The sequence below is a fragment of the Knoellia flava TL1 genome (genome assembly GCF_000768675.1).
Classification (GTDB): Bacteria; Actinomycetota; Actinomycetes; order Actinomycetales; family Dermatophilaceae; genus Knoellia; species Knoellia flava.
Genome location: NZ_AVPI01000001.1, coordinates 233,417 through 256,090, shown reverse-complemented (window position 1 = coordinate 256,090; position 22,674 = coordinate 233,417). Strand labels below are relative to the sequence as shown.

Here is a 22,674-nt window from a genome sequence, read left to right as displayed (position 1 = left end):
CACGATCCTCAGGAGACAGCCACGATGGAACTCACGCCGACGACCAAGGTCGCCGAGGCGCTCGCGCTCGCCCAGCGCACCGCCCAGGCGGCCGGTCATCCGGAGATCACCCCCGACCACCTCGCCCTCGCGCTCGTCGAGCAGCCGGACACCTCGACACCGGCGCTGCTCGAGGCGGCCGGCACCACGGGTGAGGCCGTCACCTCGGCCGCGCGCTCCGCGCTGTCCCGTATGCCGGTGAGCTCCGGTCCCAGCACCGCCACCCCCGCGCTCGGGCAGGCGGCGCTCGGCGTCCTCCAGCAGGCGAGCACCCTCATGTCCGCCAAGGGCGACACCCACCTCGCGACCGACCTGCTCGTGCTCGCCCTCGTCGAGAAGGGTGCCCTGCCGGGCGTCGACCGGTCGGCGGGCAAGGCGGTCGAGGCGCGCATCGACGAGCTGCGCGCCGGCCGCAAGGTCACCTCCGAGGCACAGGAGAGTGGCAGCGAGTCGCTCGAGAAGTACGGCACCGACCTCACCGGCATGGCCCGCGACGGCCGGCTCGACCCGGTCATCGGCCGTGACTCCGAGATCCGCCGCGTCGTCCAGGTCCTCTCACGGCGCACGAAGAACAACCCCGTCCTCATCGGCGAGCCCGGCGTCGGCAAGACCGCCGTCGTCGAGGGCCTCGCGCAGCGCATCGTCGACGGCGACGTCCCCGAGTCCCTGCGCGACAAGCGCCTCATCAGCCTCGACCTCGGCGCGATGGTCGCGGGCGCGAAGTACCGCGGCGAGTTCGAGGAGCGGCTCAAGGCCGTCCTCGAGGAGATCAAGGCGAGCAACGGCCAGATCGTCACCTTCATCGACGAGCTCCACACCGTCGTCGGTGCCGGCGCGACCGGCGAGGGCGCGATGGACGCCGGCAACATGCTCAAGCCGATGCTCGCCCGAGGCGAGCTCCGGCTCGTCGGCGCGACGACCCTCGACGAGTTCCGTGAGCACGTCGAGAAGGACCCCGCCCTCGAGCGCCGCTTCCAGCAGGTCTTCGTCGGCGAGCCCTCGGTCGAGGACACCGTCGCGATCCTGCGCGGTCTCAAGGAGCGCTACGAGGCGCACCACAAGGTCGAGATTGAGGACACCGCCCTCGTCGCGGCCGCCTCGCTGTCCGACCGCTACATCACCGGCCGCCAGCTGCCCGACAAGGCGATCGACCTCGTCGACGAGGCCGCCTCCCGCCTGCGCATGGAGATCGACTCGAGCCCGGTCGAGATCGACGAGCTCCGCCGCGCCGTCGACCGGCTCAAGATGGAGGAGCTCCACCTCGAGCGCGAGACCGACGAGGCCTCGGTCGAGCGCCTCGCCCGCCTCCGCGAGGACCTCGCCGACAAGACCGAGCAGCTCTCCGCCCTCAACGCCCGCTGGGACGCCGAGAAGTCCGGCCTCAACCGGGTCGGTGACCTCAAGGCCCAGGTCGACGACGCCCGGACCCGCGCCGAGCGCCTGCAGCGCGACGGCGACTACGAGGGCGCCTCCCGCCTGCTCTACGGCGAGATCCCCGAGCTCGAGAAGCAGCTCGCCGCCGCGAGCGAGGCAGAGGTCGCCCGCAGCGGCGACGACCTGATGGTCAAGGAGCGGGTCGGCGCCGACGACATCGCCGAGGTGATCTCGGCGTGGACCGGCATCCCGGCCGGACGTCTGCTCCAGGGCGAGACGGAGAAGCTGCTCTCGATGGAGTCGATCATCGGCGCCCGCCTCATCGGTCAGACCTCCGCCGTGCAGGCCGTCGCCGACGCCGTCCGTCGCAGCCGCGCCGGCATCGCGGACCCCGACCGGCCGACGGGCAGCTTCCTCTTCCTCGGCCCCACCGGCGTCGGCAAGACCGAGCTCGCCAAGTCGCTCGCGGACTTCCTCTTCGACGACGAGCGGGCGATGGTCCGCATCGACATGTCGGAGTACTCCGAGCGGCACGCCGTCGCACGCCTCATCGGCGCGCCCCCCGGCTACATCGGCCACGAGGAGGGCGGCCAGCTCACCGAGGCGGTCCGCCGTCGTCCCTACTCCGTCGTCCTCCTCGACGAGGTCGAGAAGGCCCACCCCGAGACCTTCGACATCCTCCTCCAGGTCCTCGACGACGGGCGGCTCACCGACGGCCAGGGCCGCACCGTCGACTTCCGCAACGTCATCCTCGTCATGACGAGCAACCTCGGCAGCCAGTTCCTCATCGACCCGACGCTGGACCCGGAGGCCAAGCGCGAGGCCGTCATGGCGGCGGTGCGCACCGCCTTCAAGCCCGAGTTCCTCAACCGGCTCGACGAGGTCGTCGTCTTCGACCCGCTGAGCCGCGACGAGCTCGCGCACATCGTCGAGCTCCAGGTGCGGGCGCTCGGCACGCGCCTCAAGGACCGCCGCATCGACCTCGAGGTGACCGACGCGGCACGCGCGTGGCTCGCCGAGACCGGCTACGACCCGGCATACGGGGCTCGTCCCCTGCGCCGACTCGTCCAGAAGGAGATCGGCGACCGCCTCGCGCGCGCCCTGCTCGCGGGCGAGGTCCGCGACGGCCAGACCGTCACGGTCGACCGGGAGGGCGACGGCCTGGCCCTGCGGTGACTGCCGAATGACCGAGGACCCGGCCAGTAGGGTGTGCGCCATGCGACGACGCGCTCTGCTGGCCGGGTCGGTCACGGCCGCCGCCGCCACCCTCGGACTCCTCACCGGCTGCTCCGGCGGGGCCGAGCCCGAGGCGAAGGCCGACCCGAAGGCTGCACTCACCGAGGCCAAGGCCGTGTTCGACAAGGCGAAGTTCGTCGGGCTGACCCTCTCGAGCAAGAACGTGCCGAAGACCGAGAACGGCGTGACCGGCGCCCTCGGCACCGGCGAGATCAGCGCGACCGAGCCGAAGTTCAAGGGCAGCGTCACGGCGACGATCAAGGGCGTGAGCGGGTCGGCCGAGGTCATCACGATCGGTGACACGGCATACATGAAGTTCTTCACGCCGGGCTACAACCCGACCGACCTCGCGGAGCTCGGCGCCCCCAACCCGTCGAACTTCTTCGACCCGGCCAAGGGCATCTCGCAGCTGCTCGTCGACACCGCCTCGCCCACGGCCGGCGACAAGGTCCGTGATGGCGCCACCGTCCTCCAGCAGTACTCCGGCACGCTCCCCGGCTCCCGCATCAAGGAGCTCTTCAACCTCGGTGACGGCAAGGGCACCTTCGAGGTGACCTACGGCATCACCGACGACGACCGGCTCCAGCTCGCCGAGATGACCGGGCCGTTCTTCGCCGGGACGACGTCGACCTTCACCCTGCGCCTCAAGGACTACGGGACCGCGGTTGAGATCACCCGCCCCTAGGACAGACGAGCGACGGACGACGACCGCTCGCCCCCGGGCGCTGCTCGCGACAGCATCGGTTGCCGTGGCCCTCGCCGCCGCCGACACCTATGTCGTCGTGCTCGCGCTCACCGACATGATGGCCGGTGTCGGCATCGGGATCGACGCGCTCCAGCGCGCGACGCCGATCGTCTCCGGCTTCCTCCTCGGCTACATCGCCGTGCTGCCGCTCATCGGCCGGCTCGCGGACCTCGCCTCGCACCAGCGCGTGCTGCTGGGCTGCCTCGCCGTCTTCGTCGCCGGCTCCGCCGTGACGGCACTCGCCGTCGAGCTGCCGGTGCTCGTGGCGGGCCGGGTCGTCCAGGGTGTCGGCGGTGGCGGCCTCGTGCCCGCGACGCTCGCGATCGTCGCCCAGCTCTGGGACCGTGACCGTCGCGGCACCCCGCTCGGAGTCGTCGGCGCGGTGCAGGAGCTCGGCTCGGTGCTGGGTCCGGTGCTCGGCGCGGCGGTGCTCGCTGTCGCCGACTGGCGCGCGATCTTCTGGCTCAATGCCGTGCTGGGTGTCCTGCTGGCTGCCGCCGTGGTCGCCACCGGCGGGGGTATGCCGTCCCGTCCCCGCCCGCTCCCCGTCGCTGTCTCGCTGCTCGCGGCGGCCGCCACCTGGCTCGCGCTCGCCGCACCCGAGGCGCTCGTGACGTCGGTGTCGCTCGGGGTGCCGTTCGTGCCCTTCGGCGACTCCACGTCACGCCTCGCGACACCGGTCGGGGTGGTGGCGCTGGTCCTCGTGGCGGCCGCTGTCGCGCTGTGGGTGCACGGTGCCTGGCCGGTGCTGCGGCGGGCCGACCTGCTCGGCGCACTCCTCCTCGGGGGAGCGCTCGGGTCCATCGTCCTCACCTTCGCGGCCGCCGACCCCGAGAAGGAGGTCGTCGGGCCGCTCGGGCTCGCGCTGCTTCCGGTCGCCGCCGTCCTCGCCGGCCTCTATCTCGTGCACCACCGCCGTGCCGGGCAGCCGCTCGTGCCTCGCGGTGTCGTCGTGGGACGCACGCGCTGGGCGCTCGTCGTCTCGCTCTGCGTGGGGGTCGCGCTCGTCGCCGTCATCGTCGACGTGCCGCTCCTCGCCCGCCTCGTGCACACCGAGAGCGAGACGGTCGCAGCCTTCGTCCTCGTGCGCTTCCTCGTCGCCGTCCCCGTCGGCGCGCTGCTCGGCGGGTGGTCGCTGCGCCGTCTCGGTGACGGCCTCGTGAGCGGGACGGGGCTCGCGCTCGCCGCCGTCGGGCTCGTCGTCATGTCGACGTGGGGTCGTGGTTCGCTCGGGGAGTGGACGGCGACGCCCGTTCTCGCGCTCGTCGGGCTCGGCATCGGGCTCGCGCTCGCACCGGTCAACAACGCGGCCCTCGCCGACTCACCCGAGGACGCCCACGGCACCGCGAGTGCGCTCGTGGTCGTCGCCCGGATGGTCGGCATGGTGGTGGGGCTCGCCCTGCTCACCGCGATCGGGCTCCACCAGTACTACGCGGCCGTGGCGTCACTGCCCGACCAGACCGACGCCCAGGCGCTCCTCGACGCCGCGGTCGTCCAGGTCGAGTGGGTCTTCCGCGGTGCGGCGCTCGCCGCCGCCCTCGGGGCCGTCGCCTCCGTGGCGCTGGGGCTCGGCCGGAACCCCCGCGGCTGAGCCCTTTGGCGCCCAGCCCGTGAGCGCGGCGCGAGCACCGGTCGCGAGCGCCGCGCACACGGCATACATCACGACGAAGCCAGCGGCCGTGCGGAGGGTGAACGGCTCGTCCTCCGTCTCGCACAGCACCGCCAGCAGTGCGACCGACCCGGCGAGGACGGCGACGCCCACGACCCTCACCCAGACCCGGCGTGATGCAGCGAGTGCCATGCCCAGGACGCCCGGGGCCAGGAGCAGGCCGGGCCCGAGGAAGAGCAGCACGGCGGGCAGGGTGACGAGCTTCCACCACCGCGAGCGGTGGTGGCCCTTGGCGGCGTGCGCCATGGCGAGGACCAGTCCGGCCACGCCGAAGAGCCCGAGGATGAAGGCCGTCCCGGACCAGCTGAACCGAGGGTCCGCGGTGAGCAGGGCCATGAAGCCGCGGGCCACCGCCCCCAGCCCGATGCCGAGGAGGAGGCCGGCCACGAGGTGACGGAGCAGCCGCACGGTCACCACTCCACCGTCTTGCAGGCGAGCCGCGCGCCGGCGCCACCGGTCTGCGGGTTCGTCGGGTCGGCGTGGATGACGACCGAGCGCTTGCCGTGCTCCGGGACGAACGGGACGCTCGCCGTGCCGGTGCCCTCGCCGTCGACGACGGTGAAGTCGAGCCAGATCTCGGTCTCGTCGTTGATGGCAACGGGGGAGTGCCCGGCGTGGGCGTCGGAGTTGTAGTGACCCATGGCGGCGGCGCCGTCGCCCGCGACGCATGGACCGTCGTGGAGGTGGGCGCCGAAGGTCCGGCCCTCGGCGGCCGCGCCGATGCCCTTGACCGTGAGGACGGCGTGGCTGCCGCTCGCCGACTCGACGAGCTGGACCCGCGCGCTCGCGCCGTCGAACGGGCCGGCCGCGGTGGGGGCGAAGTCGCGCAGCGGGCCGCTCGTGCGCAGGAACGGCCCGAACGCCAGCGCGGGCGTGGCCGTGAGGAGGACGATGGCAGTGGTTCCGACGGCGACCCGGGCGCGGGTGGAGGTGAGCATCGCAGGTGTCCTTTCGACGTGGTCGGCAGGGTGCCGACACCCATGCAGACGGCCGTGGACCGGTGGCGGGTGACCTCGAGAACGCACAGAAAAATCCTTCTCCGGACGGTCACCCGGATGCCCCTGCGAACGCGTCTGTCAGGGCGATGGAGACCCTCGCCGAGCGCCGGACGGCCGCGCCCGACCCCGGTGTGGGTGCTGGGACGGACCCCGACGTCATCACCCTCTTCGCCCAGGAGGCCACCTCACTCACCCGGCTCGCCCGGTTCTATCTCGACGACCGCACCGCCGCCGAGGACCTCGTCCAGGAAGCGTTCATCCGGTTGTCCCGCAACGCTGGTCGCATCCGCCGCGGCGGCAGCGCGGCGGCATACCTCCGCTCGATCGTCATCAACCTCGCGCGCGACCACAACCGCAGGGGACTGGTCTCGCTGCGCCACCGACCGCCCGCGCTGCCCGACGCGCCCTCCGCCGAGGAGGACGCGGCGACGCGGGCCGAACGCCAGGAGGTCATCGACGCGCTCCGGGACCTGCCGCGCCGCCAACGTGACTGCGTGACCCTGCGCTACTACCTCGACCTGTCCATCCCCGACATCGCCGAGACCCTCGGCCTGTCGAACAACACCGTGAAGACCCATCTGCAGCGCGGCCTCGCCGGCCTCGCCGAGACCCTGGAGGGCAACCGATGAGCGACCTCGAGGACCGGCTGACCCGCGCATTGCACGACTACCCCGTCGAACCCTCGCCCGACCTCTTCGAGCGCGTCGTCGACAGCATCGACGCCGACCGTGCCCGACGTTCCGCCGCGCTGCGATGGTCGCTCGGTGCGGTCCTCGTCGTCGTCGTGGTGGCCACGTTCGTCCTCACCCTCACCCCCCGCACAGAGAACGGAACCCTCGCCATGCCCTGGTGGATCCTCGAAGTCGCCACGAACCTCGTCCTCCTCGGCATGGCGCTGTGGCTCGGGCCGTTCATCAAGCGGTTCGGCCGCGCCTACGCCGCCGACGTCTTCCACGACAACCCGCTCACGGGCAAGAGCTACATCGTCCTCACCGACATCGTCTACTACCTCATCTTCGCGGCCTTCATCCTCTTCACCCTCCAGGTGGCGCCCAACCCCGACTGGGCCCTGGCCCAGCCGATCACCGACGTCACCGCCGCGCAGGTGAAGTTCGAGCTCATCCGGATCGGCGGAATCCTTCTCATCATCGGGATCCTGCACGGTCTCAACATCGTCCTCATGCCCGTCCTCGGGCGGCTCTTCTCCCTCAACCGCCGGCTGCCGGACAAGGTCGCCGCCCGGCTGGGCGACGAGCGCACGCTCCGCTGAGCGGAGGGGCGCGGTCGCCGCGCGGGATCGGCGGCGGCGCCCTAGGTTGGGCTCCATGGCTCCGATGTCGCGCGCTGCACGCACCCTCGCCCTGTCCACCGCCGCCGCCGTCACGGCGTGCGGCGTCGTCTTCGGGGGAGGAGCCGCCCGGGCGGCCGACCCCACGACGATGACACCCATCGGGGGTGGCTACACGCTCGAGACGCTCCAGGGCTTCGCCCGTGCGGCGGCCGACGGTGCCACCGGCCCGAGTGTCGACATCGTCGTCGTGCCCTCGTCCTACGGGGACGCCCCGGCGGACCGCGAGGAGAACCTCACCCTCGCGCAGCAGCGCACCGACGAGGTCGACGCGGCGTGTGACGCCGTCGTCACCGCGCCCTTCACCGGCTGCACGGCCGTCCTCGCCCCGCTGCTCGCCCGCGCGGACGCCGAGGACCCGGCCAACTCGGCCATGGTCACCGAGCAGACCGACGGCGTCTTCATCCTCGGCGGCGACCAGGGGCTCGCGATGTCGGTCCTCGCCGACACCCCCGCCGAGGACCGGCTCGAGGCGGCGTTCGCGCGCGGAGCCGCCGTCGGTGGCACGAGCGCCGGCGCCGCGGTCGAGTCGCGCACGATGATCAACGGCTACGTCGGCGACCTCGGCCCGTGGGACGGCCTGCGCCGCGACAGCTCGCTCGTGTGGTGGGGCGACGACGCCGACCGTGAGCGCGGGCTCCGCTTCGGCTCGACGCAGGCGATCTACGACCAGCACTTCTACCAGCGCGGGCGCTTCGGCCGCCTCCTGTCGACGCTCGCGTCCTCGGACGAGCGGTTCGGCGGTGCGAGCCGGCTCGGCGTCGGCGTCGACTACGCCACCGGCGTCCGCAACACCGCCGACACGACCCTCTCCGGTGTCTTCGGTGCCTCCTCGGTCGCCGTCCTCGACCTCGAGACGCTCTCCTCGCCGGTCTCGTGGGTGGGGCCCAACAGCGTCCTCTCCACCCGCAACGTGCTCACGCACCTCCTCCCGCCGGACGCGGCAGGGAGCACGACGGCCTACGACGTCGTGGGGCGCACCGTGTCGCGCAACGGAGCCCCGGTCGCGGCGCCGACCCCGGCGCCGGCCGAGGGACCGAGCGTCCCCGGTGCTGCGGGCACGGTCTACCTCGGCGGCGACGTCGTGGGCGGCGGGTCGACCGCCGTCGTCGACCGGTTCGTGGCCGACACCCGGGGCGCGGTCGCCTCGGGTGCCCAGCCGCGCATCGTCGTGCTCGCGGCCTCCTCGAAGGACAAGAAGGCCACCAAGGGCTACACCGACGCGCTCAGGGCCGCGGGCTGGACGGGGACCGTCGAGGTCGTCGAGGCCGACAAGAAGTCGAAGGTCGTGACGACCGGAGCGGCCGGCGTGCTCCTCGTCGGTGAGACGCCCGCGTCCGTCGCGGCGGCCGTCGCGGACCCGGCCTTCGCCGACAAGGTCCGCAGTGCCGTCCTCACCTCACCGGTCATCCTCGCCGACCGCCACCTCACCGCCGCCCTCGGCACGTGGTTCTCGACCAAGGCCGACCCGACCGACACGAACTACGAGGACGAGGCGATCGCGAACTTCCGCACCGGCGACGGGCAGTGGCAGCGTGGGCTCGGGCTCGTGACGGGCTCGCTCGTGCCCTCGCTCACCCTCGACTACCGCTGGGGCAAGCTCTTCGACCTCGGCGCCCTCGAGGGCGGCCAGGTCGCGTGGGGCCTCGGCGAGGACACGGCCGTGCGCGTCCCGCCGGGAGCCTCGGCCACCGTGGTCGGCGCCGGCTCGGTCGTCGCCCTCGACCCGCGGGGCGCGGACTTCTGGACCGGCCCCAACGGCGCGATCGGCGCCGTCGGGGCGCTCCTCAGCACGTTCGGCGAGGGCGAGGCGCTCGCGCTCGGCTGACGGTCAGCGCGCGTCGACGAGGTCGATGAGGGCGTCGGCGACGGTGTCGGTCGCCTCGTGCGTGAGCATGTGCCCCTTGCCGGGGAGGACGGTGAGCCGCGAACCCGGTATGCCGTCGTGCAGGCTGCGTGCCCACCTCACCGGTGTGAGCCGGTCCTTCGTCCCGACGAGCACGTGGGTGGGCACGCCGTCGAGCACGGCGAGGGCCTCGGTCTCGTCGTGGTCGCGGATCGAGGCGAAGTAGCGACCGGTCGTCGCGAGCGAGGTGCTCGCGATGGTGCGGACCGTCGACCGCACGTGGGTCCGGTCGGGGTTCTCGCCGAAGTTGAGGTTGCGCAGGACCGAGCGCGGGACGAACATCCCCATGCGCAGCAGCGGAACTCGCGCTGCGACAGCCATCGCGAGTGCCTCGCCGCGCACCTCCGGCCGACCCTCGACTGTGGCCGTCGTCGAGACGAGGGCGACCCCACGGACACGGTCGCGGACCACGGACGGGTGGCGGCCGGCATACGCGAGGACCGTCATGCCGCCCATCGAGTGGCCGCCGAGGACGAGCGGTCCGGTCGGTGCGACCGCCTGGACGACGGCTGCGAGGTCGTCGGCGAGGGCCCTGATCGACTGCGACCGGACCGAGCCCCACGTGGAGCGGCCGTGTCCGCGCTGGTCATAGGTGACGACGCGAACGGCCCTGTGCGACAGCAGCTCTCGCACGACCGGCTCCCAGCTCGCTCGGGCCAGGGTCCAGCCGTGGGCGAGGACGACGGTGGGCGCGCCCTCGTCGGGGTCACCGGCCGGCAGGTACTCGGTGGCGGCGAGGGTCGCGCCGTGCGGAGCGAGGACCGACAGGGTGCGCTCGGTGGTGCGGGCGCTCACGCGTCCGCGACCTCGATGACGACGGGGGCGTGGTCGCTCGCGCCCTGACCCTTGCGCTCCTCGCGGTCGATGACCGCGCCCTGCACGCGCTCGGCGAGTGGCTCGGAGGCCAGGATGAAGTCGATCCGCATGCCGCGCCGCTTCGGGAACGCGAGCCGCTGGTAGTCCCAGTAGGTGAAGTCGCCGGGCTCGGTGTGAGGTCGCACGACGTCGGTGACTCCGGCATCGAGGACGGCCTGGAAGGCGGCCCGCTCGGGCGGGCTGACGTGGCTCTTGTCGAGGTAGTACTCCATCGACCAGACGTCCTCGTCCTGGGGCGCGATGTTCCAGTCGCCCATGAGCGCGAAGGGCGAGCCGGTCTCCGCCCACGCCTGCGTCTGGACGCGAAGGGTGTCGAGCCAGGCGAGCTTGTACTGCATGTGCGGGTCGGTGATGTGCCGGCCGTTGGGGACGTAGAGCGACCACAGCCGGATGCCGGCGCACGTGGCCCCGATCGCGCGCGCCTCCTCGACGGCGGGCTCGCCCCACTGCGGCAGGTCGGGGAAGCCGCGGCTCACGTCCTCGAGCCCGACTCGCGAGGCGATGGCCACGCCGTTCCACTGGTTGAGGCCGTGGTGGGCCACCTCGTAGCCGAGCGCGGCGAAGCGGTCGTGCGGGAACTGGTCCTCGCGGCACTTCGTCTCCTGGATGGCGAGGACGTCGACGTCGGCTCGCTGGACCCACGCCTCCACGCGGTCGATGCGGGAGCGGATGGAGTTGACGTTCCAGGTGGCGATGCGCACCCGGTCACCCTAGGTGGTCACGCGCCCACAGTGCGGCACTCGTCCTGTCGGCGACCCCGAGCTCGCGGAAGACCTTGCCGAGGTGTGCCTTGACCGTGCGCTCGGTGATGCCGAGCGCTCGGGCGATCTGCTTGTTGGCCAGCCCGTCGGCGACGAGGCGGAGCACCTGCTCCTCGCGGCTGCTGAGGCCGTCGCCGGCCCGCTGGCCCCGGGTGGGCAGGAGGACCTGCGCCACCCGCGGGTCGAGGGGAGCCTGGCCGGCGGCCGCCGCTCGGACCGCGGCGAGCAGGCTCGCGGGCTCACCGTCCTTGAGCTGGTAGCCCACCGCACCCGCCTCGAGGGCGGCCGTGACGCGCCCTCGGTCGGAGAACGAGGTGAGCACGACGACGCGCAGATCGGGCATGACGTCGAGCAGGGCGGAGGTCGCGGCCACGCCGTCCATGACCGGCATCGACAGGTCCATGAGGACGACGTCGGGGCGTGCCTCGGTCGCGACGGTGATCGCGTCCTCGCCGTCGGCGGCCTGGGCGACGACCGTGATGTCACCGGCCGCCTCGAGCAGCGACACGAGGCCGGCGCGCACCATGGCGTGGTCGTCGACGACGACGACGCGGATCACGACGCCGCCCCGGAGTCGGCCAGCCGGAGCCGCCAACGGGTGCCGCGACCGGGTGCGGTGCGGACCGCGAGCTCGGCACCGGCGTCGGAGGCGAGGTCGGCGAGGACCTTGAGCCCGAGGTGGCCGGCGGGTGGGTCGCGGAGCACGTCGGGGTCGAACCCCCGGCCGTCGTCGGCGACCTCGAGGACGACGGCGCCGTCCTCGCGGGCGAGGCGGAGCAGGAGCCTGCACGGCGCGGCGTGGGTCGCGGCGTTGCGCAGGCACTCCTGGGCGATCCGGTGGATGAGTCGCTGCTCGTCCTCGGGCAGCCGGATCGACGGGTCGACGTCGAGCTCGACGTCGACGTCCCGGCCGTGGGCGGTGGCGGCGACGTCGGCCAGGACCGTGGCCGGGTCGGCGCCGGTGAGGCTCTCGGGATAGATCTCGACGAGCAGCGAGCGCAGCGCCCTCGCGTTGCCCCGGGTCGAGGCCGCGACGCGCTCGAACGACGCGGCCAGCGCCGAGTCCCCGCGCGCGGCGGCCTGCTCGGCGGCGACCGAGGCGGCGAGCGACGAGGCGACGAGCTCCTGCACGGGACCATCGTGCAGGGTGCCGGCGATGCGGCGACGCTCGGCGTCCGACGCCCCGAGCGAGCGCTCGAGGACGCGCTCGCGGTGCTCCGACACGGTGCGCAGCCGTCCCAGGAGCCGCGACAGGACCGGCGTCATGAGGACGACGAGCAGGAGCAGGCTGCTCAGCGTCACCCCGACGAACCCTCGCCTCAGCTCGGCCGCCCGCTCGCTCACGACGTCGTATGCCGTGTAGGTCTCGAAGAGCATCTCGCGACCGGTGGGTGTCCACACCGGTCGGTAGACCTCGAGGAGGCGGTTGCCCGTCTCGAACTCGTTCTCGGTCTCGTCGAGCTGCGACACCTCCGCGATGGTGCGGGGGTCCGCGAGCGCCTCCCGCTGGTCCTGCGACAGGCTGAACGTGCGCCCGATGAGGTGGGCCTCGTCGGCGTAGACGATCGTCCCGTCGGGCGACCAGATCTTGACCCGGACGATCTCGTCGCCGATGACGACGTCGCGCACGACCTCGTCGAGGGCCGCGGACGAGCCGTCGACACCGTCGAGGAGGTCGTCGGTGAGCAGGGGCGTGATGACCGCCTGGGCGATGAGGTCGGCGGCGGCGGCGGCGTCGTTGACGGCCTCCCGCTCCGCGAGCCGCCCGGCCGCGAAGGTCGCGAGGGCGGCGACGACGACGAGGACGAGCGCGAGGGCGCCGACCATCTGGGTGAGGACGCGCCGCGGCGTGACGACGGGGGAGAGGTCGGTGCGGGTGCCCGGCGTGGTGACGAGCGTCCAGTCCGGTTCGGACGGCCCGTGCGGCTCGGTCGGCACGCTCGGCGGAGGCGACAGGAGCTCGTCGCCGAGGCTGCGGTCCTCACCGAGGTCGCCGGGACGCGGCTGGGCCGCCGCGGCGGGAGCCGCGGCGGCCGGGTCGGGAGCGACTGCCACTCAGTCATCGCCTCCGTGCCCACCGTGGTCGTCGGGTCGGGCGTCGTCCGACCCACCCGACCCGCTCGAGCCGGACCCGCTGGAGCCGGAGTCGTCGGAGCCGGAGTGTCGCGAGCCCGAGCCGTCCGAGTCGGTCGAGGTGCGCCGGTCGTCGCCGGGCTCGGTGCGCTGGTCGCGCGGGGTGTCGCCGCCGTGGTCGTCCGTCGTCACGTCGTCGTGGTGGCGGGTGGTCGAGGCGGAGCCGGAGCCGGAGCCGGACGAGCCGGAGCCCGAGCGGTCCGACCGGCGGTCGTCGCCGGGTTCGGTCCGCTGGTCACGGGGCGTGCGGCCGCCGTGGTCGTCGCTCGCCGAGGGGCTCGGGCTGGGGGTGGAGGTGGACGCGGACGGTGAGGGCGTCGCATCCACGCGGATCACCTGGCTGTTGGCCGGCACCCGGACGGGCACGGCCTCCGAGAACGACGCGTTGGCCCACAGTCCGATGACGGCGGGGCAGACAGCCACCGTCAGTCCTGCGACCACCAGTCCCATGCGCTTCATGATGTCTCCTTGGTCGGGGGGAGGTGAGGTGATCAGCGTCATCCGGACCCGGGGGCGCGTGCCATTGGGCGATGGTCGTAGTACCCCGGCTGCAGGCCTCGACGCGCGCGACGAGGCCCTCGACGGGCAGTCGAGGTGCGCGGACGGCATACGACGTCGGTCACGGAGCCGGTCGGGACGGTGAGGGTCCGGCATACGGTGTCGCCATGAGCACCGCACTCGTCACGGGCGCCACCGCCGGCATCGGCCGTGAGTTCGCCGTCCAGCTCGCCGCCCGCGGCGACGATCTCGTGCTCGTCGCCCGCGAGGTCACCCGGCTCGAGGCGCTCGCCGACGAGCTCCGGGCGCGCCACGGAGTGGAGGTCGAGGTGCTCCCCGCAGACCTCACGGACCGGGAGGCGATGGGAAGGGTGGCCGAACGGGTGGGGTCGGTCGAGCGGCCGGTGGACCTGCTCGTCAACAACGCGGGCTTCTCGCTCAAGGGCGCCTTCCTCGACCACAACATCGCCGACGAGGAGGCCCAGTTCGACGTGCTCGCGCGGGCCGTGCTCGTCCTGTCGCACGCCGCGGGCCGGGCCATGAGGGACCGCGGCCGGGGCGCGATCGTCAACGTGTCGTCGGTGGCGTCGTTCATCGCTTCGGGGACCTACTCGGCGGACAAGGCCTTCGTCACCGTCTTCAGCGAGGGTCTCGCCGCGGAGCTCGCAGGGTCGGGAGTCACGGTCACGGCCCTGTGCCCGGGCTTCACGCACACGGAGTTCCACGAGCGGGCCGACGTCGACATGTCGAGGCTGCCCGAGTTCGTCTGGCTCGACGCGCCCAGGCTCGTCCGCGACGCCCTCGCCGACGTGGCGAAGGGCAAGGTCGTCTCGGTGCCGAGCCCGCTCTACAAGGTCGCCGTGGCGGCTGCCCGCCTCGCGCCGCGCCCGCTCGTGCGAGCGGTGTCGAAGGGCGCGCACCGCCCGTCGGCGGGCTGAGCCCCGGGGTCGGTAGCCTCGGGGCCGTGACTGACATCGCCGCCGACCGCGCCCGCCTGCTCGAGATCATCAAGGACAAGGCCATCGTCCACGGCCGCGTCACCCTCTCGTCGGGCAAGGAGGCCGACTACTACGTCGACCTGCGGCGGATCACCCTGGACGGTGAGGCGAGCCCGCTCGTGGGTCGGGTCATGCGCGACCTCGTCGCCGACCTCGAGTTCGACGCCGTCGGCGGTCTCACCCTCGGCGCCGACCCGGTCGCGACCTCGATGCTCCACGCGGCCGCGGCTGCCGGGGAGCGCCTCGACGCCTTCGTCGTCCGCAAGGCCGGCAAGGCGCACGGACTCCAGCAGCGCATCGAGGGGCCGTCGATCGAGGGTCGACGGGTGCTCATCGTCGAGGACACGTCGACGACGGGGGGCTCCCCGCTCGACGCCGCGAACGCCGCGAAGGAAGCCGGTGCCACCGTCGTCGGCGTCGCGACCATCGCCGACCGGGCGACCGGCGCGGCGCAGGTCTTCGACGAGGCGGGTCTGGGCTACCGACACGCCTTCGGGCTCGAGGACCTCGGACTCGCCTGAGCCGGACGCCGCCGTCCCGAGCGCCGTCCGAGCCGAACGTGCGCGCATCCCCGGGCGGACGGCATACAGGTCCTAGGATCGCGAGCGAAGCGCCACCGACAGGGGAGTTCCCATGATCACCGCCATCATCATCATCGTCGTCGTCCTGCTGCTCGTCGGCGTGGTCGTCGGGATGTACAACGGCCTCATCAAGCTGCGCAACCTCGTGCAGGAGGCGTGGCGGCAGATCGACGTCGAGCTCACGCGACGCCACGACCTCATCGGCAACCTCGTCGAGACGGTCAAGGGCTACGCCGCCCACGAGCGGGGCACCCTCGAGGACGTCATCAAGGCGCGTTCGGCGGCGATGGCCCCGAACCAGTCGCCGGGCCAGCAGGCCGAGAGCGAGAACATGCTCAGCCAGGCGCTCGGTCGCCTCCTCGCCATCGCCGAGGCCTACCCCGACCTCAAGGCCAACCAGAACTTCATGGCCCTCCAGCAGGAGCTGACGAGCACCGAGGACCGCATCGCCTCGGCCCGCCGCTACTACAACGCGACCGTCCGCGACCTCAACACCAAGGTCGAGACGGTGCCGACGAACTTCATCGCGGGCATGTTCGGGATCAAGCAGGCCGAGTACTTCGAGGCCGTCGGTGAGCAGCGCGAGGCTCCCAAGGTCGACTTCGGCCAGCGCGACGCGACCATCCCGCCGCCGAGCGGCTACGCCCCGACGGCACCCAGCGCCTCGACCCCGCCCGGCCAGCAGTCGCCGGCCCAGACGCCGGCCACGCCGGAGGCGACGCCGACGGTCGGGCAGACGCAGCCGATCGAGCCCGCGAACCCGGGCGACGGCCCCGCGGCCCCGCCCGCTCCGCGTACCTGAGGCCCGCCCCTGTGACGATCCTCCCCGGCCGCCGCTCCGCAGCCGCCCCGTGGGTGGCCGAGGTCTGGGTGGACCCGCAGTGGTACGAGTGCCAGAGCAGCCCCGACCGGCTGCCCGCGTTCGGTCCGCCGACCGTGGTGCCGCTGCGCAACAGCCAGGTGCTCATCGGTCGTCACAGCGAGGCGATGTCGGTCGCCCCGCACATCGACTGCGACGGTGATGCCGGTGTGAGCCGACGGCACGCGCAGCTGACCCGACACGGGCTGGGCTGGGTCGTCGAGGACCTCGGCTCGGCCAACGGCACCTATGTGTCGCCGAGGGTCGGCGACATCCCCGACGACCCGATCGAGACCGGGCAGCCGATGGGCTCGGGTCACGTCCTCTACCTCGGCTCGTGGACCCGGATCGTGCTGCGGCAGGAGCTCTCCGCCGGCTGACGCTGGGCCGGGCGTGGGCTGTGGGTGACTTCACCCAGGAACCTCGCACTTCGGAGCACAACGGTTCCCACCTCCAGTGCGACAAACCCACCTCGGGTGGGAATGCCGAGGACAGAATGGCGGGCATGAGTCCGACTGTTCTCGACACGTTCTCGCTCGCCGGCCGCACGGCGCTCGTCACCGGCGGATACCGCGGGCTCGGCCTCGCCTTCGCCCGCGCGCTCGCCGAGGCCGGGGCCGACGTCGTCATCGGCGCCCGTGACGAGGCGGCCTCGCGGGACGCTGCCGCCGACCTCGCCGCCGAGACCGGACGCACCGTCGTCGGGCTCGGGCTCGACGTCACCGACCGCGACAGTGTGACCCGAGCCGTCGAGGCCGCGGTCGAGGCGACCGGCCGGCTCGACGTCCTCGTCAACAATGCCGGCGCCTGCGTCCACCGCCCTGCGCTCGAGGTCCCCGACGACGAGTGGGACGAGGTCTTCGACACCAACGTCCGGGGCCTGTGGCTCATGAGCCAGGTCGCCGGCCGACACTTCGCCGACCGGGGCAGCGGCGTCATCGTCAACATCGGCTCCATCTCGGGACTCATCGTCAACCGCCCGCAGTGGCAGCCGGCATACAACGCGTCGAAGGCGGCCGTGCACCAGCTGACGAAGTCGCTCGCGGCGGAGTGGGCACCCCTCGGCATCCGCGTCAACGCCGTCGCCCCGGGATACGTCAGGACCGAGATGGCACCCGTCGACGACCCGGCGTTCAAGCCCCGGTGGATCGACGACGCCCCGATGCAGCGCTACGCGCTCCCCGAGGAGATCGCCCCCACCGTGGTCTACCTCGCCTCCGACGCCTCGAGCTTCATGACCGGCTCCGTCGTCGTCGTCGACGGCGGCTACACGACCTTCTGAGTCCACCGGTCGGTGGACGCACGATCCACCCGAAGGTCGGTGTGCGCGGCCCTCGAGCCGAGGATGCTGGAGGCATGACAGCGATCAGCATCCGCGGACTCGTCAAGACCTATGGCGACAAGCGCGCCGTCGACGAGCTCGACCTCGACATCGAGGCCGGTGAGGTCTTCGCCCTCCTCGGTCCCAACGGTGCGGGCAAGACGACGACCGTGGAGATCCTCGAGGGCTTCCGCACCGCCGACGCCGGCACTGTGCAGGTGCTCGGCACCGACCCGCGCGACGCCGACCGTGCTTGGCGCAACCGGATCGGCATCGTCCTGCAGACCTCGTCCGGCCTCGACCTGCTCACCCCGCGAGAGATCCTGTCCTCGACCGCGCGGGCCTACGCCACCCCTCGCGGCGTCGACGAGGTCCTCGCATCAGTCGGCCTGCAGGAGAAGGCGGACGAGCGCATCGCCGGGCTCTCGGGCGGCCAGCGCCGCCGGCTCGACGTCGGTCTCGGCATCGTCGGCCGGCCTGAGCTGCTCTTCCTCGACGAGCCGACGACCGGGTTCGACCCGAAGGCCCGGCGCGACTTCTGGGACCTCATCCGGTCGCTCGCCGACGAGGGCACGACGATCCTGCTCACGACCCACTACCTCGACGAGGCGGAGCACCTCGCCGACCGCGTCGGGGTCATCGCTGCCGGACGGCTCCTCGCCCTCGACACCCCGGCCAACCTCGGCGGCAGGGCGGACGACGAGGCGACGGTGTCGTGGACCGAGGACGGGCAGCGCCGGTCGCTGGTCACGTCCACGCCGACGCTCGAGGTCCAGCGGCTCGCCGAGCGGTTCGGCGGCGAGGTGCCGGAGCTCGCCGTGAGCCGCCCCTCGCTCGAGGACACCTACCTCTCCCTCATCGCCCCGCACGTCACCGAGCACGTCGCGGACTCCCCGGCAGACACGACACGGAAGGTTCCGGCATGAACGCCGTCGCCCTGGGGCTCGACCGCACCGTCCTCGAGCTCAAGATGTACTCCCGCGAGAAGGAGTCGGTCTTCTTCTCCTTCCTCTTCCCGATCCTCATGCTCACCTTGTTCTCGGTCATCTTCGGCGACGTCATGGACTCCAGCGGGTCACCGATGAACGCCGCGACCTTCTTCCTGCCGGGCATGATCTCGGCCGGCATCCTCCTCACGTCGTTCCAGACGATGGCAATGTCGGTGGCGGTCGAGCGGGACGACGGGACGCTCAAGCGGCTGCGCAGCACCCCGATCCCGCCGGTGTCCTACTTCCTCGGCAAGGTCGGGCTCGTGGCCACGACGGCGCTCGCCCAGCAGGTCCTCCTGCTCGCCGTCGCCCGGTTCGCGTTCGACGTCGACCTGCCCGACACGGCGTCTCGCTGGCTGACGTTCCTGTGGGTCTTCGGCCTCGGCGTCTTCGCCGGGACGGTGCTCGGCACGGCCTTCAGCTCGCTGGCGTCGGCGCGCTCGGCGGGAGCGGTCGTCGTCGCGCCCATGCTCATCCTCCAGTTCATCTCCGGCGTCTACTTCGCCTTCACCGACATCCCCACCTGGGTGCAGCAGATCGCGTCGGTCTTCCCGCTCAAGTGGATCGCGCAGGGCATGCGCTCGGTCTTCTTCCCCGACGAGCTCGCGTCGATGGAGATGGCCGGGACGTGGGAGCACGGGCGCACCGCGATGTTCCTCGGCGTCTGGGCCGTCGCCGGGCTCGTCCTCTGCGTCCTCACCTTCCGCTGGTTCAAGCGCGGCACGACATGATGGCGCCGTGAACCCGGCCCCCGCCCCGCCCGCTGAGCTCTCGAGCGACCAGCTCGCGGCGGTGTGGCGCGGCCAGGCGAAGTGGTGGCACCTCGGCTGCTACGCCCTCGTCGCGACCGCCGTCGTCGTCGCCCTCCTCGAGCCGCCCGGCCCGCACGGCCGTTGGCCGACCCTCGTCCTTCTCGGCGGGGTCGCCTTGGCCTACACGCTCTTCGGTCGCCGCGCGATCATGCGCGAGGAGACCGTGTATGCCGTCCTCTACCAGCTCTGTGCCTGGACGTGCCTCCTCACGATCATCGCCCTCGACCCCGAGTTCGAGTCGTGGCTGCTCTTCTTCTGCCTCTTCCCGCAGATCTGGGCGACCTTCGAGGTGCGCCCGGCGCTCATCGGCACGGGGCTTGCACTGCTCGCGCTCTTCACCGCTGCCGTCGCCCCCGCCGACGACCCCGGCGCCGAGGTCCCCGGGGCGCTCGTCTCGGTCGTCATCTCGTTCGCGCTCTCGGCCGCGCTCGGCATGTTCATCCACCGCATCATCGGCGAGGCCGAGCGCCGGGCCGCCGTCATCGACGAGCTCCGGTCGACCCGGGCGCAGCTCGCCGCCGTCGAGCGCGCACAGGGCGTGCAGGACGAGCGCAGCCGCCTCTCGCGCGAGATCCACGACACCCTGGCGCAGGGGTTCACCTCGGTCATCGCGCTGTCGCGGGCAGCGACCTCGGCGCTCGACCGCGGCGACGTCGCCACGGCCCGCGAGCGACTGTCGATGATCGAGGGCACGGCCGTCGACAACCTCGCCGAGGCCCGGGTCATCGTCGCGGAGCTCACGCCCGGCCACCTCCAGTCGCGCACCCTCGTGGAGGCCCTCGTGAGGCTCACCGACACGGTGACGCGAGAGACCGGCATACGGGTCACGTCGTCGGTCGAGGGGGAGCCGGCACCGCTCGGCGGCAACGCCGAGGTCGTCCTGCTGCGCGGGGTGCAGGAGGCGCTGTCGAACGTGAGGCGGCACTCCGGAGCGTCGTCCGCGTCCGTGACCCTCGCCTACGAACCCGAGCGGGTCGCCCTCGAGGTGACCGACGACGGTGCCGGCTTCGATCCCGCGACCACGCCGCCCGGCTTCGGCCTCGACGGCCTGCGCGCCCGCGCCGCCGAGCTCGGCGGAGAGGTGAGCATCGGCCGCGGGGACCCCCGCGGCACCCGACTCGTCATGGAGCTGCCCCGATGATCCGCGTCCTCGTCGTCGACGACCACCCCGTCGTGCGGGCCGGCATGGTCGCCCTCCTCGGTGAGCTCGACGACGTCGAGGTCGTCGGCGAGGCCGGCAACGGAGCCGAGGCGCTGGCGCTCGCCCCGCGTCTCTCGCCCGACGTCGTCCTCATGGACCTCCGTATGCCGGTCATGGACGGAGCCGACGCGACCGCCAGGCTGCGTGACCTGCCGGACGCGCCGCAGGTGCTCGTCCTCACGACCTACGACACCGACGCCGACATCGTGCGGGCGGTCGAGTCGGGAGCCCGGGGCTACCTGCTCAAGGACACCCCGCCCGACGTCCTCGCCGACGCGATCCGGCGGGCGGCGCTGGGCGAGACCGTCCTCGCCTCTCCCGTCGCGGCGCGTCTCGCCGAACGGCTGCGGGCCCCGGCGCGCTCCGAGCTGACCCCGCGCGAGCTCGAGGTGCTGCGGGCGGTGGCCCGCGGGCTCTCGAACGCCGAGGTCGGTCGTGAGCTCTACATCGGCGAGGCGACGGTCAAGACGCACCTGCTGCGGATCTTCGCCAAGCTCGAGGTGACCGACCGCACGGCAGCCGTCACCGCGGCATACGGGCAGGGACTCATCACCCTCTGACGACTCTGCGGCTCAGCGGAGGCGGACAAGCATCTGGCCGTTGTCGAGGAGTTTTGTGTCGACGAGCCCCCGGTGCGCCTCGACAAAGGCACGGAACGAGGAGTGGCCGTAGGACTTCTCCTTGAAGCCCGAGTCAAGCCGCAGGATCTGGTTCTTGACGCTGGACGAGTCGTGCCAGCCGTCCTCGCGGGCGGTCGCGACCTGCATCGCCCGGCGCAACAGCCTCGTGCCGGGCGGCTCAGCCGTCGCGTTGGTCTTGGTGGCCGTCTTGGCCGGGGCGGGCGGCGACCCCGTGACCTTGGCCGAGGCCGACTTCTTGGCAACGGCCTTCGTGGCTGCGGTCTTCTTGGCGGGGGCGGCCTTCTTCGCCGGCGGAGGTGCGGTCACGGCGGCCGTCGGCGCGGACGGGTCGTCCAGGCCCGGCAGGTCGTCGTAGGAGCTGAACGCGTCGCAGGCCGACCGCAGGGCGCGGCTCGTCGAACCGGACACCCCGACGCCGACCACGAAACGGCCCATCCGACGGCAGTGCTGGGCGAGCGGGATGTAGTCGGAGTCGCCGCCGACGATGACGACATGGGTGAGGTCGGCGTGCTTGAAGAGGTCGTCGACCGCGTCGATGGACAGGCGGATGTCGGCACCGTTCTTGGTGCCCGACGTGGCGAAGAGCTGGACGAGGTCGACCGCGCGGTCGACGAGGTCCTGCCGGTACGCGGCGTTGGCGGGCACCGACCAGTCGGCGTACGCGCGCGTCACCGCAACAGTGCCGAATGACGAGGCGTAGTCGATGACTGCACCGAGGTCGACGTGGGCGGCGGTCAGTCGCTGGGAGACCTCGCTCCCCGAACCGTTGCCGCTCGGGGTGTGGTTTCGAGCCCTGTCGTCACGCCAGCGGCCCGCGCCGTGGACGTCGTCGTAGTGCGAGATCACCACGTTGTCGAAGTCGATGTACACAGCGACCCGCGACGCCTCAGTCATGGCGCGACCCTAGCCGTGAGCAGGCGGACCAGACGGGAACGCGCCTCAGGCGTCGTCGTGGCGGAGGTCGTCGACGACCTCCGCGGTCTCCTCGACGGCCGTGCGGGTGGCGCTGCGGTGGCGGAGGAACTCGACGACCATCGGCAGGACCGAGAAGGCGACGATGAGCAGGATCGCGGCCTCGAGGTGGTCGTGGATGAACTGCACCCCACCGAGCGCGTGCCCGAGCAGGGTGAGCCCGGTCGCCCACAGGACGGCGCCGACGGCGCTCCACACGAAGAAGTGACGGCGGTCCATCCGCGAGACGCCCGCGACGACGGTGATGAAGGTGCGCACGATCGGCACGAACCGGCCGATGATGAGCGCCTTCGCTCCGTGCTTCTCGAAGAAGGCGTGGGTCTGGTCGAAGTACTTCTTCTTGAGGAAGCGTCCCTCGCGCTCGTAGAGCGGGGCACCGACGGCGCGCCCGATCTCGTAGCCGGTGACGTTGCCGAGGAAGGCGGCGGCGCTGAGGATGAGGCAGGCCAACCAGATGTTGACGTCGATGTCGCCCCGGGCGATGAAGAGGCCGATCGAGAAGAGGAGCGAGTCACCCGGCAGGATCGGGAAGAGCAGGCCGCACTCGATGAAGACGATGGCGACGCCCACCCAGAAGAACTGGGAGCCGAAGCGTTCGAGGAGCCACTGGGGGTCCATCCAGTCGGGGCCGAGGGTAGGCATCATCACGGGCGCAAGGGTATGCCGTGCCGCTGGGCGTTCGCTGGACGCCTCGGCCCGCGCGCAGCCGGCGCGCGG

At 72.4% G+C, this 22,674-nt stretch carries 23 protein-coding genes; 15 read left to right on the top strand and 8 right to left on the bottom strand.

Annotated elements, in window-relative coordinates; translation table 11 throughout:
- Positions 1-24 precede the first annotated feature (24 nt).
- The 3 genes from clpB to N798_RS01340 all read left to right on the top strand — a co-directional run bounded on the left by clpB (position 25) and on the right by N798_RS01340 (position 4,985).
- Positions 25-2,589, top strand: a complete 2,565-nt coding sequence (gene clpB, locus N798_RS01350) for an ATP-dependent chaperone ClpB (RefSeq protein ID WP_035945533.1) — start codon at positions 25-27, stop codon at positions 2,587-2,589.
- Positions 2,590-2,629: 40 nt separating this feature from the next.
- Positions 2,630-3,334, top strand: coding sequence for an LppX_LprAFG lipoprotein (locus N798_RS01345; RefSeq protein WP_035945532.1), 705 nt, complete (start codon positions 2,630-2,632; stop codon positions 3,332-3,334).
- 64 nt (positions 3,335-3,398) lie between these two features.
- Entirely contained in the window at positions 3,399-4,985 is a 1,587-nt protein-coding gene (locus N798_RS01340) for an MFS transporter (protein ID WP_084099952.1), read from the top strand.
- Positions 4,986-5,473: 488 nt separating this feature from the next.
- Here N798_RS01340 and N798_RS17130 read toward each other — a convergent pair whose 3' ends face one another.
- Positions 5,474-6,001 carry a superoxide dismutase family protein gene (locus N798_RS17130; protein ID WP_052116791.1) on the bottom strand — a complete coding sequence of 176 codons (528 nt, stop codon included), beginning with the start codon at positions 5,999-6,001 and terminating at the stop codon, positions 5,474-5,476.
- Positions 6,002-6,147: 146 nt separating this feature from the next.
- Here N798_RS17130 and N798_RS01330 point away from each other — a divergent pair, with 146 nt between their 5' ends.
- From N798_RS01330 to N798_RS17125, 3 genes are read left to right on the top strand one after another with little or no spacing between them, the layout of a single operon-like run.
- Positions 6,148-6,690: an RNA polymerase sigma factor gene (locus tag N798_RS01330; RefSeq protein WP_035945531.1), complete on the top strand. Its 543-nt coding sequence runs from the start codon at positions 6,148-6,150 to the stop codon at positions 6,688-6,690.
- Positions 6,687-7,331, top strand: coding sequence for a hypothetical protein (locus N798_RS01325; protein ID WP_035945530.1), 645 nt, complete (start codon positions 6,687-6,689; stop codon positions 7,329-7,331). The genes N798_RS01330 and N798_RS01325 overlap by 4 nt, the downstream gene beginning before the upstream one ends.
- 55 nt (positions 7,332-7,386) lie before the next feature.
- The gene (locus tag N798_RS17125) at positions 7,387-9,237 is read left to right on the top strand and encodes a type 1 glutamine amidotransferase family protein (protein ID WP_052116790.1); all 1,851 of its coding nucleotides are present in this window, start codon (positions 7,387-7,389) and stop codon (positions 9,235-9,237) included.
- A 3-nt stretch (positions 9,238-9,240) separates the two neighbouring features.
- On the opposite strand, the gene N798_RS01315 is transcribed toward N798_RS17125, so the two are convergent.
- The 5 genes from N798_RS01315 to N798_RS01295 are packed head-to-tail and all read right to left on the bottom strand — an operon-like array spanning position 9,241 to position 13,544.
- Positions 9,241-10,110 carry an alpha/beta fold hydrolase gene (locus N798_RS01315; protein WP_035945529.1) on the bottom strand — a complete coding sequence of 290 codons (870 nt, stop codon included), beginning with the start codon at positions 10,108-10,110 and terminating at the stop codon, positions 9,241-9,243.
- On the bottom strand, positions 10,107-10,892 hold the full coding sequence (locus tag N798_RS01310; protein WP_035945527.1) for an exodeoxyribonuclease III: 786 nt from the start codon (positions 10,890-10,892) through the stop codon (positions 10,107-10,109). Before N798_RS01310 ends, N798_RS01315 begins: the two co-directional genes overlap by 4 nt.
- Before the next feature lie 4 nt (positions 10,893-10,896).
- Positions 10,897-11,511 carry a response regulator gene (locus N798_RS01305; protein ID WP_035945526.1) on the bottom strand — a complete coding sequence of 205 codons (615 nt, stop codon included), beginning with the start codon at positions 11,509-11,511 and terminating at the stop codon, positions 10,897-10,899.
- Positions 11,508-13,007: a sensor histidine kinase gene (locus tag N798_RS01300; protein ID WP_035945525.1), complete on the bottom strand. Its 1,500-nt coding sequence runs from the start codon at positions 13,005-13,007 to the stop codon at positions 11,508-11,510. The genes N798_RS01305 and N798_RS01300 overlap by 4 nt, the downstream gene beginning before the upstream one ends.
- The gene (locus N798_RS01295; RefSeq protein ID WP_035945524.1) at positions 13,008-13,544 is read right to left on the bottom strand and encodes a hypothetical protein; all 537 of its coding nucleotides are present in this window, start codon (positions 13,542-13,544) and stop codon (positions 13,008-13,010) included.
- A 206-nt stretch (positions 13,545-13,750) separates the two neighbouring features.
- Between N798_RS01295 and N798_RS01290 the strand changes: the two genes are divergently transcribed.
- From N798_RS01290 to N798_RS01250, 9 genes are all read left to right on the top strand, one after another.
- Positions 13,751-14,521, top strand: coding sequence for an SDR family NAD(P)-dependent oxidoreductase (locus N798_RS01290; RefSeq protein ID WP_035945523.1), 771 nt, complete (start codon positions 13,751-13,753; stop codon positions 14,519-14,521).
- Between the two features lie 26 nt (positions 14,522-14,547).
- Positions 14,548-15,102 (top strand): orotate phosphoribosyltransferase, encoded by a 555-nt coding sequence (pyrE, locus tag N798_RS01285; protein ID WP_035945522.1) that lies wholly within the window; start codon positions 14,548-14,550, stop codon positions 15,100-15,102.
- 112 nt (positions 15,103-15,214) lie between these two features.
- Positions 15,215-15,964, top strand: a complete 750-nt coding sequence (locus N798_RS01280) for a LemA family protein (RefSeq protein ID WP_035945521.1) — start codon at positions 15,215-15,217, stop codon at positions 15,962-15,964.
- Between the two features lie 11 nt (positions 15,965-15,975).
- Complete coding sequence (locus N798_RS01275; protein ID WP_035945520.1) at positions 15,976-16,401, top strand: FHA domain-containing protein; 426 nt, start codon at positions 15,976-15,978, stop codon at positions 16,399-16,401.
- A 125-nt stretch (positions 16,402-16,526) separates the two neighbouring features.
- Complete coding sequence (locus N798_RS01270; RefSeq protein ID WP_035945791.1) at positions 16,527-17,303, top strand: SDR family NAD(P)-dependent oxidoreductase; 777 nt, start codon at positions 16,527-16,529, stop codon at positions 17,301-17,303.
- Positions 17,304-17,377: 74 nt separating this feature from the next.
- Positions 17,378-18,268 carry an ABC transporter ATP-binding protein gene (locus tag N798_RS01265; protein ID WP_035945519.1) on the top strand — a complete coding sequence of 297 codons (891 nt, stop codon included), beginning with the start codon at positions 17,378-17,380 and terminating at the stop codon, positions 18,266-18,268.
- Positions 18,265-19,062 (top strand): ABC transporter permease, encoded by a 798-nt coding sequence (locus N798_RS01260; RefSeq protein ID WP_035945518.1) that lies wholly within the window; start codon positions 18,265-18,267, stop codon positions 19,060-19,062. Before N798_RS01265 ends, N798_RS01260 begins: the two co-directional genes overlap by 4 nt.
- A 7-nt stretch (positions 19,063-19,069) precedes the next feature.
- A complete protein-coding gene (locus N798_RS01255; protein WP_052116788.1) occupies positions 19,070-20,284 on the top strand; it encodes a sensor histidine kinase in 1,215 nt (404 codons plus the stop codon).
- Complete coding sequence (locus tag N798_RS01250; protein WP_035945517.1) at positions 20,281-20,904, top strand: response regulator; 624 nt, start codon at positions 20,281-20,283, stop codon at positions 20,902-20,904. Before N798_RS01255 ends, N798_RS01250 begins: the two co-directional genes overlap by 4 nt.
- A 12-nt stretch (positions 20,905-20,916) precedes the next feature.
- On the opposite strand, the gene N798_RS01245 is transcribed toward N798_RS01250, so the two are convergent.
- Both N798_RS01245 and N798_RS01240 read right to left on the bottom strand, forming a co-directional pair.
- A complete protein-coding gene (locus N798_RS01245; RefSeq protein WP_035945515.1) occupies positions 20,917-21,879 on the bottom strand; it encodes an NYN domain-containing protein in 963 nt (320 codons plus the stop codon).
- 45 nt (positions 21,880-21,924) lie between these two features.
- Positions 21,925-22,602, bottom strand: coding sequence for a DedA family protein (locus N798_RS01240; protein ID WP_084099951.1), 678 nt, complete (start codon positions 22,600-22,602; stop codon positions 21,925-21,927).
- Positions 22,603-22,674 lie beyond the last annotated feature (72 nt).

Bases quoted from the DNA above. Each gene is read 5' to 3' on its own strand.
- N798_RS17130 (WP_052116791.1), bottom strand. From the start codon at position 6,001: ATGCTCACCTCCACCCGCGCCCGGGTCGCCGTCGGAACCACTGCCATC.
- N798_RS01270 (WP_035945791.1), top strand. From the start codon at position 16,527: ATGAGTCCGACTGTTCTCGACACGTTCTCGCTCGCCGGCCGCACGGCG.
- N798_RS01345 (WP_035945532.1), top strand. From the start codon at position 2,630: ATGCGACGACGCGCTCTGCTGGCCGGGTCGGTCACGGCCGCCGCCGCC.
- N798_RS01240 (WP_084099951.1), bottom strand. From the start codon at position 22,602: ATGATGCCTACCCTCGGCCCCGACTGGATGGACCCCCAGTGGCTCCTC.
- N798_RS01250 (WP_035945517.1), top strand. From the start codon at position 20,281: ATGATCCGCGTCCTCGTCGTCGACGACCACCCCGTCGTGCGGGCCGGC.
- N798_RS01325 (WP_035945530.1), top strand. From the start codon at position 6,687: ATGAGCGACCTCGAGGACCGGCTGACCCGCGCATTGCACGACTACCCC.
- N798_RS01280 (WP_035945521.1), top strand. From the start codon at position 15,215: ATGATCACCGCCATCATCATCATCGTCGTCGTCCTGCTGCTCGTCGGC.
- N798_RS01330 (WP_035945531.1), top strand. From the start codon at position 6,148: ATGGAGACCCTCGCCGAGCGCCGGACGGCCGCGCCCGACCCCGGTGTG.
- N798_RS01245 (WP_035945515.1), bottom strand. From the start codon at position 21,879: ATGACTGAGGCGTCGCGGGTCGCTGTGTACATCGACTTCGACAACGTG.
- N798_RS01290 (WP_035945523.1), top strand. From the start codon at position 13,751: ATGAGCACCGCACTCGTCACGGGCGCCACCGCCGGCATCGGCCGTGAG.
- N798_RS17125 (WP_052116790.1), top strand. From the start codon at position 7,387: ATGGCTCCGATGTCGCGCGCTGCACGCACCCTCGCCCTGTCCACCGCC.
- N798_RS01260 (WP_035945518.1), top strand. From the start codon at position 18,265: ATGAACGCCGTCGCCCTGGGGCTCGACCGCACCGTCCTCGAGCTCAAG.
- N798_RS01295 (WP_035945524.1), bottom strand. From the start codon at position 13,544: ATGAAGCGCATGGGACTGGTGGTCGCAGGACTGACGGTGGCTGTCTGC.
- clpB (WP_035945533.1), top strand. From the start codon at position 25: ATGGAACTCACGCCGACGACCAAGGTCGCCGAGGCGCTCGCGCTCGCC.
- N798_RS01265 (WP_035945519.1), top strand. From the start codon at position 17,378: ATGACAGCGATCAGCATCCGCGGACTCGTCAAGACCTATGGCGACAAG.